Source organism: Candidatus Manganitrophus morganii, assembly GCA_021651055.1.
GTDB lineage: Bacteria > Nitrospirota > Nitrospiria > SBBL01 > Manganitrophaceae > Manganitrophus > Manganitrophus morganii.
On record JAJHOH010000001.1, the window covers coordinates 434,057 to 449,171 of the forward strand.

The 15,115-nt window shown below is 54.7% G+C and carries 12 protein-coding genes; 2 read left to right on the top strand and 10 right to left on the bottom strand.

The window, feature by feature from the left end; all coding sequences use genetic code 11:
- Window positions 1-27: 27 nt before the first annotated feature.
- From MCM46_01960 to MCM46_02000, 9 genes are all read right to left on the bottom strand, one after another.
- Window positions 28-1,203: a DUF4388 domain-containing protein gene (locus MCM46_01960; protein ID MCG3110564.1), complete on the bottom strand. Its 1,176-nt coding sequence runs from the start codon at window positions 1,201-1,203 to the stop codon at window positions 28-30.
- A 10-nt stretch (window positions 1,204-1,213) separates the two neighbouring features.
- Window positions 1,214-1,462, bottom strand: a complete 249-nt coding sequence (purS, locus tag MCM46_01965) for a phosphoribosylformylglycinamidine synthase subunit PurS (protein MCG3110565.1) — start codon at window positions 1,460-1,462, stop codon at window positions 1,214-1,216.
- A 48-nt stretch (window positions 1,463-1,510) separates the two neighbouring features.
- Window positions 1,511-2,809, bottom strand: coding sequence for an adenylosuccinate lyase (gene purB, locus MCM46_01970; protein ID MCG3110566.1), 1,299 nt, complete (start codon window positions 2,807-2,809; stop codon window positions 1,511-1,513).
- Window positions 2,802-3,347, bottom strand: a complete 546-nt coding sequence (locus MCM46_01975; GenBank protein ID MCG3110567.1) for a hypothetical protein — start codon at window positions 3,345-3,347, stop codon at window positions 2,802-2,804. Before MCM46_01975 ends, purB begins: the two co-directional genes overlap by 8 nt.
- A gap of 81 nt (window positions 3,348-3,428) precedes the next feature.
- A complete protein-coding gene (gene nusB / locus MCM46_01980) occupies window positions 3,429-3,866 on the bottom strand; it encodes a transcription antitermination factor NusB (GenBank protein MCG3110568.1) in 438 nt (145 codons plus the stop codon).
- 21 nt (window positions 3,867-3,887) lie between these two features.
- Window positions 3,888-4,433, bottom strand: a complete 546-nt coding sequence (gene ribH, locus MCM46_01985; GenBank protein MCG3110569.1) for a 6,7-dimethyl-8-ribityllumazine synthase — start codon at window positions 4,431-4,433, stop codon at window positions 3,888-3,890.
- Window positions 4,426-5,628: a bifunctional 3,4-dihydroxy-2-butanone-4-phosphate synthase/GTP cyclohydrolase II gene (locus MCM46_01990; protein MCG3110570.1), complete on the bottom strand. Its 1,203-nt coding sequence runs from the start codon at window positions 5,626-5,628 to the stop codon at window positions 4,426-4,428. Before MCM46_01990 ends, ribH begins: the two co-directional genes overlap by 8 nt.
- Before the next feature lie 179 nt (window positions 5,629-5,807).
- Entirely contained in the window at window positions 5,808-7,217 is a 1,410-nt protein-coding gene (gene glnA, locus MCM46_01995; GenBank protein MCG3110571.1) for a type I glutamate--ammonia ligase, read from the bottom strand.
- 43 nt (window positions 7,218-7,260) lie between these two features.
- Window positions 7,261-9,021, bottom strand: coding sequence for an NAD+ synthase (locus MCM46_02000; GenBank protein ID MCG3110572.1), 1,761 nt, complete (start codon window positions 9,019-9,021; stop codon window positions 7,261-7,263).
- Window positions 9,022-9,447: 426 nt separating this feature from the next.
- Between MCM46_02000 and MCM46_02005 the strand changes: the two genes are divergently transcribed.
- Window positions 9,448-10,512, top strand: a complete 1,065-nt coding sequence (locus MCM46_02005) for a glycosyltransferase family 4 protein (GenBank protein ID MCG3110573.1) — start codon at window positions 9,448-9,450, stop codon at window positions 10,510-10,512.
- Between the two features lie 66 nt (window positions 10,513-10,578).
- Window positions 10,579-12,747, top strand: a complete 2,169-nt coding sequence (locus MCM46_02010) for an amylo-alpha-1,6-glucosidase (GenBank protein ID MCG3110574.1) — start codon at window positions 10,579-10,581, stop codon at window positions 12,745-12,747.
- Window positions 12,748-12,776: 29 nt separating this feature from the next.
- On the opposite strand, the gene MCM46_02015 is transcribed toward MCM46_02010, so the two are convergent.
- Window positions 12,777-14,954 (bottom strand): bifunctional (p)ppGpp synthetase/guanosine-3',5'-bis(diphosphate) 3'-pyrophosphohydrolase, encoded by a 2,178-nt coding sequence (locus tag MCM46_02015; protein ID MCG3110575.1) that lies wholly within the window; start codon window positions 14,952-14,954, stop codon window positions 12,777-12,779.
- Window positions 14,955-15,115 lie beyond the last annotated feature (161 nt).

The following is a 15,115-nucleotide window of genomic DNA, read 5'->3' on the forward strand; positions in this document are numbered from 1 at the left end:
TCCCTTCCGATAAAAACCGACGCCCGATCAGCCGGGTCCTTTTTGTCTTGTTTCCTGTAATTTTCGCTCCAGCTTCGCCTTTCCAAAAGCAAAACCGGCCACACGGACAAACGCCTCCAAGCCCTCCGTCTCCGGAATCGGCGTCTGGTGCGGAAGGTTATCTCCATAAAGAAGGGCGATGACCTCCGAACCGTTCAAGAGCGGGGTGAGGAAGACCTCTTTCGGCCATCCCCCTCCGATCTGGTCGAGAAAATAGCGATGCCACTTCTCCTGCGCCAGGACCCCCTTATAACTACTCTTCTTTGCAATCACCTCTCGAAAAAGAGACGGCTCGTTCAGAGGAATCTGGACCTCCCGTATCTTCTCATCGGCCGATTCGTCCCTGACCTGAAGGCCGAATTGACCTAAGCCCAAGATGTCTTCGCTCCGGACAAGAAAAATGATGGCGCGGTTCATCACCTCGCTTGCGAACCGAAGGACAAGAAGGGTGATTTCGCTTCCGCTCGCCGGACCGGAAAGCTCTTCGATCATCGAGGTGAGTAACGCAAGATCTTTTCGGTATGTCGTTTTTTCCGGCGCATTCGCAGCGGCTCCTTGGCTGTCCTCAAGGGAAGGCAAGCCTCCTTCCGAAGTTCCTCCAGGGGGAACGGTTGCTTCGGCGCCGGAAGCCTCGCTTTCCGGTGCCGGCGGAAGGGTATTTTGCTGCTCCGCCTGGTTGCGCTCATATTCATCCTGGCGCCGGCTCGCCTCCATCATCAAGAAATCAAGGTTGAGGCCTTCCTCCAGCGTCAAGTCGTTCGCAACCGGATCTCCCAGTTCGAAATGAAACGATCCGCTCTCCCAATTGAGAAAATCGCGCACCACCTCCACAAGATGATTCCGAAGCTCCTCCTCGAGCACCCCCTTCGAGATCGCGCCGGTCTTTTCCAGAATGGCCCCCACCGGCAGCTTCATTCCCCCCGTTTTCTGGAGCCGCAGCGCTTTTTCAAGCTCCTCCGTCGTGACCAGCCCCTTCTTCACCAAGGTATAACCCAGCCGGCTGACGCTGTCGGAACTCCCATAAATCAGCATGCCGCGATTAAAAACAAGACGCCCCGTTCCCTCTTTCCGGATGATCGTCAACACCCCGGATCGCTTGCTTAAGCTGATGATTTGAAAAATATCGGCCAGGCCGAGATCTTCCAGGCGCCCTTCGAGGCTCATGGTGAATCACCTATTCCTTCGGATCGAGTTCGTACCGGTATGTTTCGATCACCGTATTGGCGAGGAGCTTCTCGCACATCTCCTTGATGCTTTTCTCCACTTGATCGATCGGACCCGGAGCGAGAACCAGCTCCATATACTTTCCGACCCGCGCCTCTTTGACCCCCTTAAAGCCGAGCACGGAAAGGGCATGCTCGATCGCCTTTCCCTGCGGGTCGAGGATTCCGCTCTTCAACGTAATATAAATTTTGGCTCGCATCTTTTTTACCCACCCCGATGAACTGCGCCCTCCTCTTGATGAGGCGGCTTACGCTTCGTTGAACACCCGTTTGTAAATCGTTTCGATATGGCTGACGAATTGCCGCGGATCGAAGCAAGCCTCGATCTCCTTGACGCTCAACCGTTTCGAGAGGTCGGGGTGTGAAAGAATCGCCTTCTTAAACGATCCCCCCTTGTTGAACACCGCCATCGCCGCCGATTGAACAATCTCGTACGCTTTCTCTCTCTTCATCCCTTTCTGGATTAATAATAGCAGAACCTTCTGAGAGTAGATCGTTCCACCCGTCAAATCGAGATTTCGGGTCATCCTCTCCGGGTAAACGAAAAGCCCTTTCATGATCTTCGTAAAACGCGCCAGCATGAAATCGAGCAGGATCGTGCTGTCAGGCAGAATAATCCGCTCCACCGACGAGTGGCTGATATCCCGCTCATGCCAAAGCGGCACATTCTCCAAAGCGGCATGGGCGTGGGAGCGAATGACCCGCGCCAAGCCGCAGATGTTTTCGCAGCCGATCGGATTGCGCTTGTGCGGCATCGCCGAAGAGCCCTTCTGGCCCTTCTCAAACGGCTCCTCCGCTTCCAGCACTTCGGTCCGTTGGAGATGGCGGATCTCCGTTGCGAATTTATCGAGACTCGCGGCGATCAACGCCAGCGTCTGAAGAAACTGGGCGTGGCGGTCCCTCTGAACGATCTGGTTCGAGACCGGTTCCGGGTTCAGCCCGAGCTTTTCGCAGACGAAGGTTTCAACCGAAGGATGAAGATGGGCGAACGTCCCCATCGCGCCTGAGATCTTTCCAAAGGAGACGATCTCTTTCGCCTGCTGCATCCGAAGGAGGTTTCGCTTCGTCTCCTCATACCAAAGGGCCATCTTCAGGCCGAAGGTGATCGGCTCGCCATGCACCCCATGGGAGCGGCCGATCATAATGGTCTCCTTGTGCTCTTCCGCCTTCTGCTTCAACACTTCCAGGAGGGCCTGAAGATCCTCGATCAAAATATCAGCCGCCTGGCGCATCTGGACCGCCAGGGCGGTGTCGAGCACATCGGAAGAGGTCATTCCCATATGGAGATAACGCCCCTCCTCGCCGACCTTCTCCGTAATCGACGATAAGAAAGCGATCACATCATGCTTGACCGTTTTTTCCAATTCATCAATCCGGTCCGGATCGATCTTTGACTTCGATCGAATCGTCTTCAGGGCCGATTTCGGCACCTCTCCCTGATCGACCATCGCCTCACACGCCAGAAGCTCGACCTTCAGCCAGGTTTCATATTTATTTTTTGATTCCCAAATCGCCGCCATCTGTGGCCGGCTGTAACGTTCAATCATTTTCAGATCTCGCTAATGAATAAGGCTGGCTCCAAACATACGATCCGTTTTTTATCCGCTGTTGAAGGGCCCTTGCTTTTTCGCCGTCTTTGACGATAAAGGTCAAATCAAACGGCTCCAGTTTTTTTGTCTCCTCCATCCCCTTGAGGAAGGATTCCATCAAAAGGACCGGGTCGAGTGAACGCGAGGGAGGAGGGAGTAATTCCATCGCGCAATCGCGCGCCTGAAGCCCCATCATCACCCCGGCGATTCGCTTGGCGATCCGGCCGAAATCGGCCGCCTCGTAAACGTTGCTGGGACCCAACCCGGCCAAAATGACCTTGGGAACCTGCATCTTCTGTTGGGTCGCTAGGAGGAGAATTTCGCCGAGTTTCCCGGTGACCTTCCCCTGCATTAAAAGGTTCGAGAAAATTCCGCCGTAGAGCCAATCGACCTCGCCGGCGAATCCTCGGAGAGGCCGGACATCTTCAAAGCAGGACACAACCAAAACTTCCGCATGCAGCTTCGTCAGCTTCCCAGAGAAGATCCCTACCCGCACTGTTCACTCCAGATGTCCCCGTCCGCCGGATGCGATCCGTTCAGGAGTTCGATACCGACTGGACAGAACCGACCGGAACGGTTACATGGCTCCGTGCTTCAGGTCGGTCAAACCGAATGACGCTTCATCCCGATGAATTCGGTCGAGAATACCGTTCACGAATGCTCCGGAATCCTCGCTTCCATACTTCTTTGCAATTTCGATCGCCTCATTAATGGTGACCTTGGGCGGAATCTCTTTTAAATAGAGAAGCTCAAAGATTGCGAATCGCAGTATGTTTCGGTCGATTGCGGCCATCCGGTCGCGCGACCAATGCTGGGTATATTTTTCAATGATCGGATCGATTTCGGAGAGGTGCTTTAAGACCCCGTTGACCAAGATTTCGGTGAAAGCTTTCACCTGCGGAAGCGATTCGTTTTCGGTCCAGAAAGAAGGAGGAATCTCGATGCGATCCCCCGTAAAATCGATCTGAAAAAGCAATTGAAGGGCCAGCTCTCTGGCCTTTCGTCTAAAACCCATTTTTTTACACCCGGTGAAGGCTTACTTTAATGTTCGATATAAATGAGCCATTTCGATCGCGGCCATGGCCGCCTCGGCCCCTTTGTTGATCTCACTTCCCGATCGCGCGATCGCCTGCTCCACGGAGCCTGTCGTCAACACACCGAAAATAACCGGGAGTCCCAGCTCCAGAGAGAGTTGCCCGATGCCGCGGCTGACCTCGGTGGAGATGTAATGAAAGTGCGGGGTCTCCCCTTGAATCACGGCCCCCAAACAGATCAGGGCGTGAAATCGTCCGAGGAGGCCTAATTTCTTGGCTGCGCCGGGAATCTCAAACGCACCCGGCACCTTCACGACCTCGATATCTTCCGGACCGACCCCCTGTTCCCCCAGGACCCGAAGGGCCTCCCTGAGAAGCGGATCGGTGATCGTTTGGTTGAACCGGCTGACAATAATCCCGAAGCGGAACCCCGCCCCGCGGATCTCCCCCTTCCATTCCAAAACCTGAGACTGAAACGGCGGAAGGACTCTCTTTCCCCTCCCGCCTTCCGCCTTCCGCTTTCCAGCATTTTTCACCACATTAGACATTATCAAGCATATGTCCAAGTTTATTCTTCTTGGTTCTCAGGTAATGGACATTCTTTTCATGCGGCGCAATTTCGAGGGAAACCCGTTCGACCACTTCCAAGCCGTAACCCTCGATTCCGACGATCTTGCGGGGGTTGTTGGTCATCAGTCGAATTTTGCGAAGCCCCAAGTCGACCAAGATCTGAGCGCCGATTCCGTAATCTCTGAGATCGGCTTTGAAGCCGAGCTCGAGATTCGCCTGGACAGTGTCTTTACCGCCGTCCTGCAACCGGTACGCTTTCAGCTTGTTGACCAAACCGATCCCCCGACCCTCTTGGTTGAGGTAGAGGAGAACGCCGGTTCCTTCCTTCTCGATCCGGCCCATCGCTGCGTGGAGTTGTTCGCCGCAGTCGCACCGCTTCGATCCGAAGATATCTCCCGTGACGCAGCCGGAATGAACACGGACCAACATCGGCTGGCTCCCCTCGATCTCCCCTTTCACCAGGGCGATATGCACCTCATGATCGATTTCGTTCTGATAAACGACCGCATTAAAATCGCCATATTCGGTCGGAAGCCGGGCCTCGCTGACCCGATGCACCAGCGACTCCCGCTTCATTCGATATTCGATGAGATCTTTGATCGTCACCAGCTTCAAATCGTGCTGCTTGCCGAACTCGATCAGATCGGGAAGGCGGGCCATCGTCCCATCTTCATTCATGATTTCACAAATGACCCCGGCCGGAATAAGACCTGCCAGCCGCGCCAAGTCGACCGAGCCCTCCGTCTGACCGGCCCGCTTCAGCACCCCTCCCTTCTGGGCGCGAATCGGGAAGATGTGGCCGGGACGAACAAGATCGCCGGGGCGGGTGTCGGGATGAATGGCGGTTAAAATCGTGACGGCGCGGTCTTTTGCAGAGATCCCTGTGCTGACGTCCTTTCGAGCGTCGATCGAGATGGTAAAAGCGGTTCCGAAAGAAGAGGTGTTCTCTTGGGCCATCGGGGCGAGTTGAAGTTGCTCGGTCCGCTCCTCCGTCAAGGTCAGGCAGACCAAGCCCCGGCCGTACTTTGCCATAAAATTGATCACTTCGGGGGTGACTTTTTCGGCGGCGATGACGAGGTCCCCTTCGTTCTCCCGATCCTCATCGTCGCTGAGAATGATCATCTTCCCTTTTTTAATGTCGGCGATCGCCTCTTCGATGGTGTGAAACTTCATAACCCTTTGTGCCTTTTGAGAAAAATTTAAATGGTGAGGATCGAATGTAAATATATAAGAAACCTGGGGTCTTGTCAAACCATGCAGCGTATAAGATGCGGGATAACGAAGCCAAAAATGTATAAAAAAAAGGGGGCCTGTCCGTTGGGACAGGCCCCCTTTTTAGGTGGAGCTTGATTTTAAAGATCGTAATAGAGGAAGAACTCATACGGATGAGGCCGCAGCCGCATCGGATCGATCTCTTTGCTCTTCTTATATTCCATCCAGGTCTGCAAGATGTCCTCGGTGAAGACATCCCCTTTGAGCAAGAAGGCATGATCCGCCTCAAGCGCCGCCAAAGCCTCATCCAGGCTTCCCGGCATCTTGCGGACGTGGGCCGCCTCCTTCGCTTCCAACTCGTAGAGATTTTTGTCGATCGCTTCTCCCGGATCGATCTTATTTTCGATCCCGTCGAGTCCCGCCATCAACATCGCGCTGAAGGCCAGATAGGGGTTGCAGGTCGGGTCGGGGAACCGGACCTCGATCCGCTTCGCCTTGGGATTGTTCGAATACATCGGAATACGAATCGACGCGCTCCGGTTCCGGCTCGAATAAGCGAGGTTGACCGGGGCTTCATAACCGGGGGTCAACCGCTTGTAGGAGTTCGTCGTCGGGTTGGTCAATGCCGCCAGGGCATGCGCATGCTTCAAGATGCCGCCGATGTAGTAAAGACACATCTTGCTGATGCCGGCATATTCATCCCCCGCAAAAAGCGGCTTTCCCTTCTTCCAGATGCTCTGATGGGTATGCATTCCGGAGCCGTTGTCGCCGAACAGCGGCTTCGGCATGAAGGTGACGGTTTTGCCGTGGCGCTTCGCGACATTTTTCACGATATACTTGTAGAGCATGAGCTTGTCGGCCATTTTGGTCATCGAATCGAATCGCATGTCGATCTCGGCCTGGCCGGCGGTCGCCACCTCATGATGCTGCTTTTCAACATGAATGCCGGCCTTTTCCATCTCCCGCACCATCTCGGCCCGGATATCTTCCTGGCTGTCGATCGGAGCGACGGGGAAATAGCCCTCTTTGTTTCGCGGCTTGTACCCGAGGTTGGCTCCCTCTTTTCCGGCGTTCCAGATCCCCTCTTCCGACTCGATGAAATAATATCCGGAGTTCATGTTCTGATCGAACCGGATGTTGTCGAAGATGAAGAACTCGGCTTCCGGACCGAAAAAGGCGGTATCGCCGATCCCCGATCCCTTTAAATAAGCCTCGGCCTTTTGCGCGATGTAGCGCGGATCTCTCGGATAAGGCTCATTGCGGATCGGATCTTGGATATTGCAGACGACCGAGAGGGTCGGGATCTTGGTGAAGGGATCCATGATCGCGGTATTGGGATCGGGAACGGCAAGCATATCGCTGTCGTTGATCGCCTGCCAACCCCGGATGCTCGATCCGTCAAAACCGGAGCCCTCTTCAAATGTCTTTTCTGTAAACTCGATCATGGGGACAGCAAAATGCTGCCACATGCCGGGAAAATCGACGAATTTAAAGTCGACCATCTCCGCCTTGTTCTTCTTGGCAAACTCCATTACTTCCTTGGGTGTCATGTCTTCTCCTTTCCCTCTTCTCCGATGATTTGATGATCTTCTTTTATTTCTGATCGGGTTTTTTCTTTGCCTGATAAAAACTGCGATACCGATTAGTGATCGGCATCCGTCGGTCTTTGCCCAGGGCCCGCGGGGTCAGCTTAATCCCGGGAGGGGCCTGTCTTCTCTTAAACTCCGATAAATCGACCAAAGCGATCACCTTCGCAATGACCGCCGGATCGAATCCCATCGCAACGATTTCATCGTAGGATTTATCCTCCTCGACATAGGCCTTTAAAATCGGATCGAGAACCTCGTAAGGAGGAAGGGAATCCTGATCGGTCTGATTGGGGCGGAGCTCGGCGGTCGGAGGACGGGTGAAGGTCCGCTCCGGGATCACCGGTTTCCCTTTTTTATTTCTTTCCGTCGCCAACTCATACACAAGCGTTTTCCAGACATCCTTGATCACGCCGAAACCGCCGGCCATGTCGCCATACAACGTCGCATACCCCACGCTCAACTCGCTTTTATTCCCGGTCGTGAGGACCAGCCATCCGAACTTATTCGAGAGGGCCATCATCAGGTTTCCACGAACCCGCGACTGGAGGTTCTCTTCGGTGATGTCGGCGGGAAAATTTTTGAATTCGTGAGAGAGAAGCGAAAGATACGACTCGAAGGGCGATTCAATCGGGAGGGTGATCAAGCGGATTCCCAGGTTTCGCGCCAACATCTCGGCTTCCTCCTTGCTCTCCTGCGAGGTGTACCGGGAGGGCATAAACACGCCGATGACATTCTCTTTTCCGAGCGCATCGACGGCGATCGCCGCCGTCAGAGCCGAATCAATTCCTCCCGAAAGGCCGATCACCCCTTTTTTGAAACCGTTCTTATGAACATAATCGGCCAAGCCGAACGTCAGGGCGCTATACATCTCATCGAGACGCGAAAGACGATCTTCCAGAGAAGGTAAAAGGGGCTTCAACTTCCCCTTCCGTTCCGTATGACCTAAGACAATCTTCTGAACCTCCGGGAAAACACGCTCCCGCTTCTCCGTCCTGCGCCGGGGATCGTGCAGCCTGGCACGGAAGACGGAGTCGACCGACAGATCGATCATCATGAGCGATTCTCTGAACTGCTTCGCCCTAGACAAAACTTCCCCGCTTTCATTCACAACAAAGCTTCCCCCGTCGAAAACAAGCTCATCCTGCCCGCCGACCAGATTGACGTAGGCAATGATCGCCGCATTGTCCCGCGCGCGGGTCGCGATCATCTCTTCTCGGAAAAGTCCTTTCCCCGCATGATACGGGGAGGCATTGATGTTGATAATCACCTCGGCCCCCCCGCCCAATGCTTGCGCAAAGGTCGGCCCTTCCGGATACCAGATATCTTCACAGATATTCACCCCGAGGGTCATCCCATTCAAGGTGAAAACAGTCGCCTCTTTCCCCGCCTGGAAATAACGATTTTCATCGAAGACGCCATAGTTCGGGAGGTGGCATTTGTGGTAAACAAGCCGGACCGCCCCGTCGTGGATGACGGCGGCGGCGTTGTAGATATCTTCTTCCCGATCAACGAAGCCGACAATCGCGGTCAGCCCCTTGCATCGCTTCGCCACCTTCTGCAACGCCTGGAGATTTTCCTCGATAAACTGGGGTTTCAAGAGGAGATCCTCGGGGGGATAGCCGCAGATGGCCAGCTCCGGGAAAGCGATCAGATCGGCCCTCTTTTCTTTGGCCCGCTCGATCGCCTCCGAGATCTTTTGAACGTTTCCCGCAAGGTCCCCCACCGTACTGTTGATCTGGGCCAGCGCCAGCCGAAGGGTCCGCATCGATCTCCAAAATAAAACGCCTTGCAACCGTCGATTGCAAGGACGACATTGTCCTAAAAAAAATGGCGTCTTCTCCGCGTGGAGAAGACGCCATTGTCTTCCAAATTTCCAAAAATGAATTGAGTAGGGTTTTATCATATCGCCAAAATCTTGTCAAGAAAAATCCCTTTCCCATCCTCTATCGTCATTCTCAAATACCGCCCCTTTCCCAACCCCGTTTTGGACCGGCCGCGCCGATTCTCTTCCTCTTCGGAGAAGAGATCCGAAAGGGACTCCTCGAAACACAAGCCAAGACCTTTCCCCCTATATTGACTGACAGAAAAACCTTATGTTACTTTTTATAAGATGCCAATTATTCCGAGGTTTATCTTCATAATCTGCCTACATCTCCCCCTCCCTTTTGTAAGTGGAAACATGGAGTCCTGAATGAAGATTGCACAAATATCTCCTCTCTTTGAAAGTGTTCCGCCCAAGCTTTATGGGGGAACGGAACGGGTCGTTTCGGTATTGACCGAAGGACTGATCAGAAACGGCCATGACGTAACCCTCTTTGCCAGCGGTGATTCGAAGACCAGTGCCCGTCTCGTCTCGGTTTGCCAGGCGGCGTTGCGATTAAGTAACGTTAAAGATCCTTACGCGGACCATATTCTTCAACTTTCGACGGTTTACGATCATGCCGAAGAATTTGATTTGATCCATTCCCATGCTGATTACTTTACCTTCCCTTTTGCCCAAAGGAGCGCCACGCCGACCGTGACGACGCTGCACGGCCGGCTCGATATGCCCGAACTTCAGGGAATCCACCGTTATTATAAGTCGCATCCGCTGATCTCCATCAGTCACAGTCAACGGACCCCTTTTCCCTTCGCCAATTGGGTCGACACCGTTTATCACGGCCTGCCGATGGAACAGTATCGCTTTTACCCGGAACCGGGGAAGTATCTTGCTTTTCTCGGTAGGATCGCCCCGGAAAAAAGAGCCGATATCGCCATCGCCATCGCGCAGAAGACCGGCATCCCCCTGAAGATTGCCGCCAAGGTCGGCGATCAGGATCGCGACTATTTCGACGCGGTGATCCGGCCCCTGATCAAACCTCCTTTGATCGAATATCTCGGAGAGATCGGCGAGCGCGAGAAAAACGTTTTCCTCGGGGAGGCATTGGCGCTCCTCTTCCCGATCGACTGGCCGGAACCGTTCGGCCTCGTCATGATCGAATCGCTCGCCTGCGGAACGCCGGTGATCGCGCGGCCTTGGGGCTCGGTGAACGAAATTTTGGCCCATGGAACCACCGGTTTCATTCATTCCGAGATCGATGATTTAGTCCGTGCGGTCGAGCGGATTGGAGAGATCTCCCGAAAGGGATGCAGAGAATATTTCGAGAGTACTTTCTCGGCCGAAAGGATGGTCCGCCGTTACGAGAAGGTATATGAAGAGGTCATCGCCTTTTGGAACAAGCCGCTGTCGGCGGGCGAGTTGGCCGAAGCGGCCTGACCTCCGAACGGACGCGCCGGATGAATCAAGGGATCACACCATCGCACCCTCTTTCAAGGAGACAGCATGAACGACGAGACCGCCCTCCGGGATGATTATTATATTTTAACCTCTCCGGTTGCGGCCGGAATCAGGAAGCTCAGCCTGAAACAGGACGAAGGGTTCATCGTCTGCGATAAATTCGGGAATTTCAGAAGCCGTTTTCAGGGCGAATTGGGGTTTTATTTCGAGGGAACACGATTTCTCAACCTGCTGGGACTTCGGATCAACGAGGAATTTCCCCTCTTCCTCTACTCGACGGTTTCTTCCGACGACAGCGAGATTCTCGTCGATCTGACCAATCCCGACTACACGATCGACCGTCATCTCGTGATCCCCCGGAACACCGTCTTTATCCGCAAGCGGCTCCTTCTCTATCGGAATACCTTTTATCAGACCCTTCAGTTCAAGAACTTCCACACCCATCAGATCGAATTGAAGATCTGCCTCCAATACGGCGCCGACTTTTTGGATGTTTTCGAGGTTCGCGGGACCGAGCGGCCGAAACGGGGCGAGCTCTTCCCGCCGGAATATCAAAGGGGGGCGGTCTCATTCAAATATTCGGGTCTCGACGACATTCTCCGAAGTCTTCACCTCAAGTTCGATCCTCTCCCGGAGGAGGCAAATGGGGAGGAAGCGACCTTTTTCATCCAGCTTCCGCCGCAAAAGGAGTGGGAGCTCCACCTCTCGGCGACCGCGCTGACCGGAGAGCGTCGATGGAACAAACGATGGAACTTCCCGCAGGTGATCACGCGGGTCCGGAAAGGGATTATCAAGTGGGAGCAGGAGCGAACGCGGATCGTCACGAGCAATGAATCATTCAACCAGCTGCTCAGCCGATCCCTCTCCGACATCCGGATGCTCGAGACGGAGACCCCCTATGGTCCCTATCCGTATGCCGGCATTCCCTGGTTCGTCGCCCCGTTCGGCCGGGACGGGATCATTACCTCGCTGGAGATCCTCCCCTTTCAGCCGCAGATCTCCCGCGGAACCCTGCAATACCTGGCCAAACTTCAGGGAAAAGAGCACAATCCTTTCCTCGATGAGGCGCCGGGGAAGATCATGCACGAATACCGGAAGGGAGAAATGGCCAATCTCCGGGAGATCCCCTTCATCCCCTATTACGGAAGCGTCGATTCAACCCCGCTTTTTTTGATTCTGCTTCATCAGTACCTCTCTTGGACCGGCGACGTCGCGTTTGTCGAATCGCTCTGGCCGAATGCCCTGGCGGCGCTGGAATGGATTCGAAAATACGGCGATCTCGATCAAGACGGCTATATCGAGTACCACCGGGAGTCGCCGATCGGTCTCCAACAGCAAGGGTGGAAAGATTCGCACGATTCGGTCTTTCACGCCGATGGGAAATTCGCCGATTCACCCATTGCGCTGGTCGAAGTGCAAGGGTATCTTTACGCGGCGCTGGTCGGGCTCGGATCGATCGCCTCGCAGCTTGGGAAGATCAACCTGCAGATGGAGTTGATCAGCGAAGCCCAAGCATTGCGCGAGCGGTTCGATCGTGATTTTTGGAGCGACGAGAAGCAGTTCTATGCGCTGGCGTTGGACAAGGATAAGAAAAAGTGCGAGGTGGTGACCTCCAATCCGGGCCACTGCCTCTGGACCGGGCTCATCGACGACCGGAAGGCGAGGAAGATCGCAGACCGGCTCATCAGTCCCGACATGTTTTGCGGGTGGGGAATCCGGACCGTTGCGGAAGGGGAACCGAGATACAATCCGATGAGTTATCACAACGGCGGGGTCTGGCCGCACGATAACGCGATCATCCTGGCCGGATTCAAACGGTACGGTCTGAATGAACATCTTCGTCTGGTTGCGACCGGCCTCTTTGAATCGACCCTTTTTCTCGAAAACGGACGGCTGCCGGAGCTCTTCTGCGGCTTTGCAAGGACGATGGGTCACGGCCCGACCCCTTACCCGATCGCTTGCAGCCCTCAAGCCTGGTCGGCCGCATCGATCTTCTCCGTCCTCAGCTCTTTTTTAGGCCTGTCGGCCGACGCGCTCAATCAACGCCTCTACTTCACCGATCCGGTCCTTCCAAGCTGGCTCAAATGGGTGGAAATCACCAATCTTCAGGTCGGAAACGAGCGGGTCGACTTTATCGTCCGGGAGGGAAGAACCGGCGCCTTGATCGAGGTGACCAACAAGTCGCCGAAGGTTGAAGTTGTTACGAGGAGATGACGGCGTTAAACGAACAGCGTTTAACGTTGTTACCCCTTTCTCACCCGCCGCGCCTGCAGCACCCCTTCGACCTTCTCGATGCTTTTTAAGACTTTTTCGAGATGCTTGGTGTCGGTGATGTCGATGACGAAATGGAGGGTCGCTTTCTTATCCTCGGTCGTGATGATTTCGGCCTGGCTGATGTTGGCGCCGGCCCCCGCGATCGAGGCGGAGACGGAGGCGAGAAGGCCGGGCCGGTCGAGGGTCAACACGGAGATATCGACCGGATGGGTCGCCGCGATCCGCTTGTCCCAATCAACTTCGACCAGCCGGTCTTTGTCGTAATCGAGCTCGTCGATGTTCGGACAGTCGACGGTGTGGATCGAAAGGCCCCGTCCCCGCGTGATGAAGCCGATGATCTGATCTCCCGGAACGGGATTGCAACATTTGGAAAGGTGGATCATGATATCATCTAAGCCGCTCACCTTCACCTCGCTTTTGGCGAGGCCGACCTTCTTGATGAACTTGTCCTTGAGCCCTTCCTTCATCCGCGGCTCCGGCAGGAGAGGCTTGATCACATGATGCGCCGAGACCTTCCCGTAGCCGATGGCGACGAAGAGCTCCTCGATCGTCCGAATGCCCTGCTCCTTGAGGCCCGTTAAGATTTGATCCGATTTGAGGACCTCCGACGGGCTGAGGTTCTCCTTTCGCAGCTCCCGTTCTAGAATCTTTTTGCCGATATCCAAGCTCCGGGCCCGCTCCTCTTCTTTAATGAGGTGTTTGATCTTTGCCTTCGCCTTGGAGGTCTTGACGATCTTCAGCCAATCTTTGCTTGGCACGTGCGTCGGCGAAGTGAGAATTTCGACCGCATCCCCACTCTTCAGCTGATACCGAAGCGGGACGATCTTTCCATTCACCTTCGCTCCGACGCAATGATTGCCGACCTCCGTGTGGATGGCATAGGCGAAATCGATCGGGGTCGCTCCCTTGACCAGCTCTTTCACATCTCCTTTCGGGCTGAAGATATAGACCACATCGGTGAAGAGATCGGTTTTCACCGAATCCATGAACTGCCGCGTATCGGAGAGCTCCTGCTGCCACTCGACGAGCTGCCGAAGCCAGGCGAAGGTCCGTTCATCCTTCGGATTGAGCGTCCCCCCCTCCTTGTAAGTCCAGTGCGAGGCGATCCCTTCCTCCGCAATCCGATGCATCTCTTCCGTCCGGATCTGGAATTCGACATGCCGCCCCTCCGGGCCGACGACGGTCGTATGGAGCGACTGATAGAGATTCGACTTCGGGATGGCGATGTAATCCTTAAACCGCCCCGGCACCGGCCGCCAAAGGGAGTGGATGAGACCGAGAATGGCATAACAATTCATCTTGTTGTCGGTGATGATTCGAATCCCCATGAGGTCGTAGACCTCTTCAAAAGGGATCGCCCGCTTCTCCATCTTGTGATAAATTCCGAAGAGATGTTTGTACCGTCCGGTGACTTTGCAGGTGAAGCGGTTTTCCGCCAGCTCTTTCTGAACCGCCTCAACGACCGACTCCATATATTTTTCCCGCTCTTCACGGCCGGTCTTCACCTTTTTGACGAGCGAGAGATAAATATCGGGCTTCAAATATCGAAGACAGAGATCTTCCAACTCCGACTTGATCCAGCCGATCCCGAGCCGATTCGCCAGCGGAGCATAGATCTCAAGCGTCTCTTGAGCGATCCGCTCCCGTTTTTCTTCGGCCAGCGCATCGAGGGTTCGCATATTGTGGAGGCGGTCGGCCAGTTTGATCAGGATGACCCGGATATCCTCCGCCATCGAGACGATCATTTTCCTGAAATTCTCGGCCTGTTTTTCCTGAACGCTCCGGAACTCGATCTTTCCAATTTTCGTCACGCCGTCGACCATGGCGGCGATATCTTCCCCGAATTCCCGCGTCAGCTCTTCTTTTGTGTGAAACGTGTCCTCCACCACGTCGTGCAGCAACCCGGCGACGATGGAGGGAACGTCGAGCTTTAATTCGGTCAGAAGGTTGGCGACCTCAAGCGGATGCTGAAGGAACGGCTCCCCGGATTGGCGGAGCTGTCCCGCGTGCGCCTTCTCGGAAAAGGCATAGGCCTTTCTCAGAGGCGAGACGTCGGCCTGCGGCGCATAGGCGTGGATCTGCCTGACGATATCTTCCAGCGTCAGTTTCTTTGCCGGGCGTTCTTTAAAGATCAGTCGATTCAGCATCGCTCTTCCGGGCGCTCTTCAATCGCCCCCATCCTCCGAGTTCCTTTTAACCAAAAATCCGCGGCTCGTCCAGCCAGTTCCACATTGGCGAGATCGACGGCTCGGATTCTCCAGATAAAGATCCTCTGCCGCGACGGTGCGCCTTATATAAAATACCCTCA

Bases quoted from the DNA above. Each gene is read 5' to 3' on its own strand.
- MCM46_01960 (MCG3110564.1), bottom strand. From the start codon at position 1,203: ATGAGCCTCGAAGGGCGCCTGGAAGATCTCGGCCTGGCCGATATTTTT.
- purS (MCG3110565.1), bottom strand. From the start codon at position 1,462: ATGCGAGCCAAAATTTATATTACGTTGAAGAGCGGAATCCTCGACCCG.
- purB (MCG3110566.1), bottom strand. From the start codon at position 2,809: ATGATTGAACGTTACAGCCGGCCACAGATGGCGGCGATTTGGGAATCA.
- nusB (MCG3110568.1), bottom strand. From the start codon at position 3,866: ATGGGTTTTAGACGAAAGGCCAGAGAGCTGGCCCTTCAATTGCTTTTT.
- ribH (MCG3110569.1), bottom strand. From the start codon at position 4,433: ATGTCTAATGTGGTGAAAAATGCTGGAAAGCGGAAGGCGGAAGGCGGG.
- MCM46_01990 (MCG3110570.1), bottom strand. From the start codon at position 5,628: ATGAAGTTTCACACCATCGAAGAGGCGATCGCCGACATTAAAAAAGGG.
- glnA (MCG3110571.1), bottom strand. From the start codon at position 7,217: ATGACACCCAAGGAAGTAATGGAGTTTGCCAAGAAGAACAAGGCGGAG.
- MCM46_02000 (MCG3110572.1), bottom strand. From the start codon at position 9,021: ATGCGGACCCTTCGGCTGGCGCTGGCCCAGATCAACAGTACGGTGGGG.
- MCM46_02005 (MCG3110573.1), top strand. From the start codon at position 9,448: ATGAAGATTGCACAAATATCTCCTCTCTTTGAAAGTGTTCCGCCCAAG.
- MCM46_02010 (MCG3110574.1), top strand. From the start codon at position 10,579: ATGAACGACGAGACCGCCCTCCGGGATGATTATTATATTTTAACCTCT.
- MCM46_02015 (MCG3110575.1), bottom strand. From the start codon at position 14,954: ATGCTGAATCGACTGATCTTTAAAGAACGCCCGGCAAAGAAACTGACG.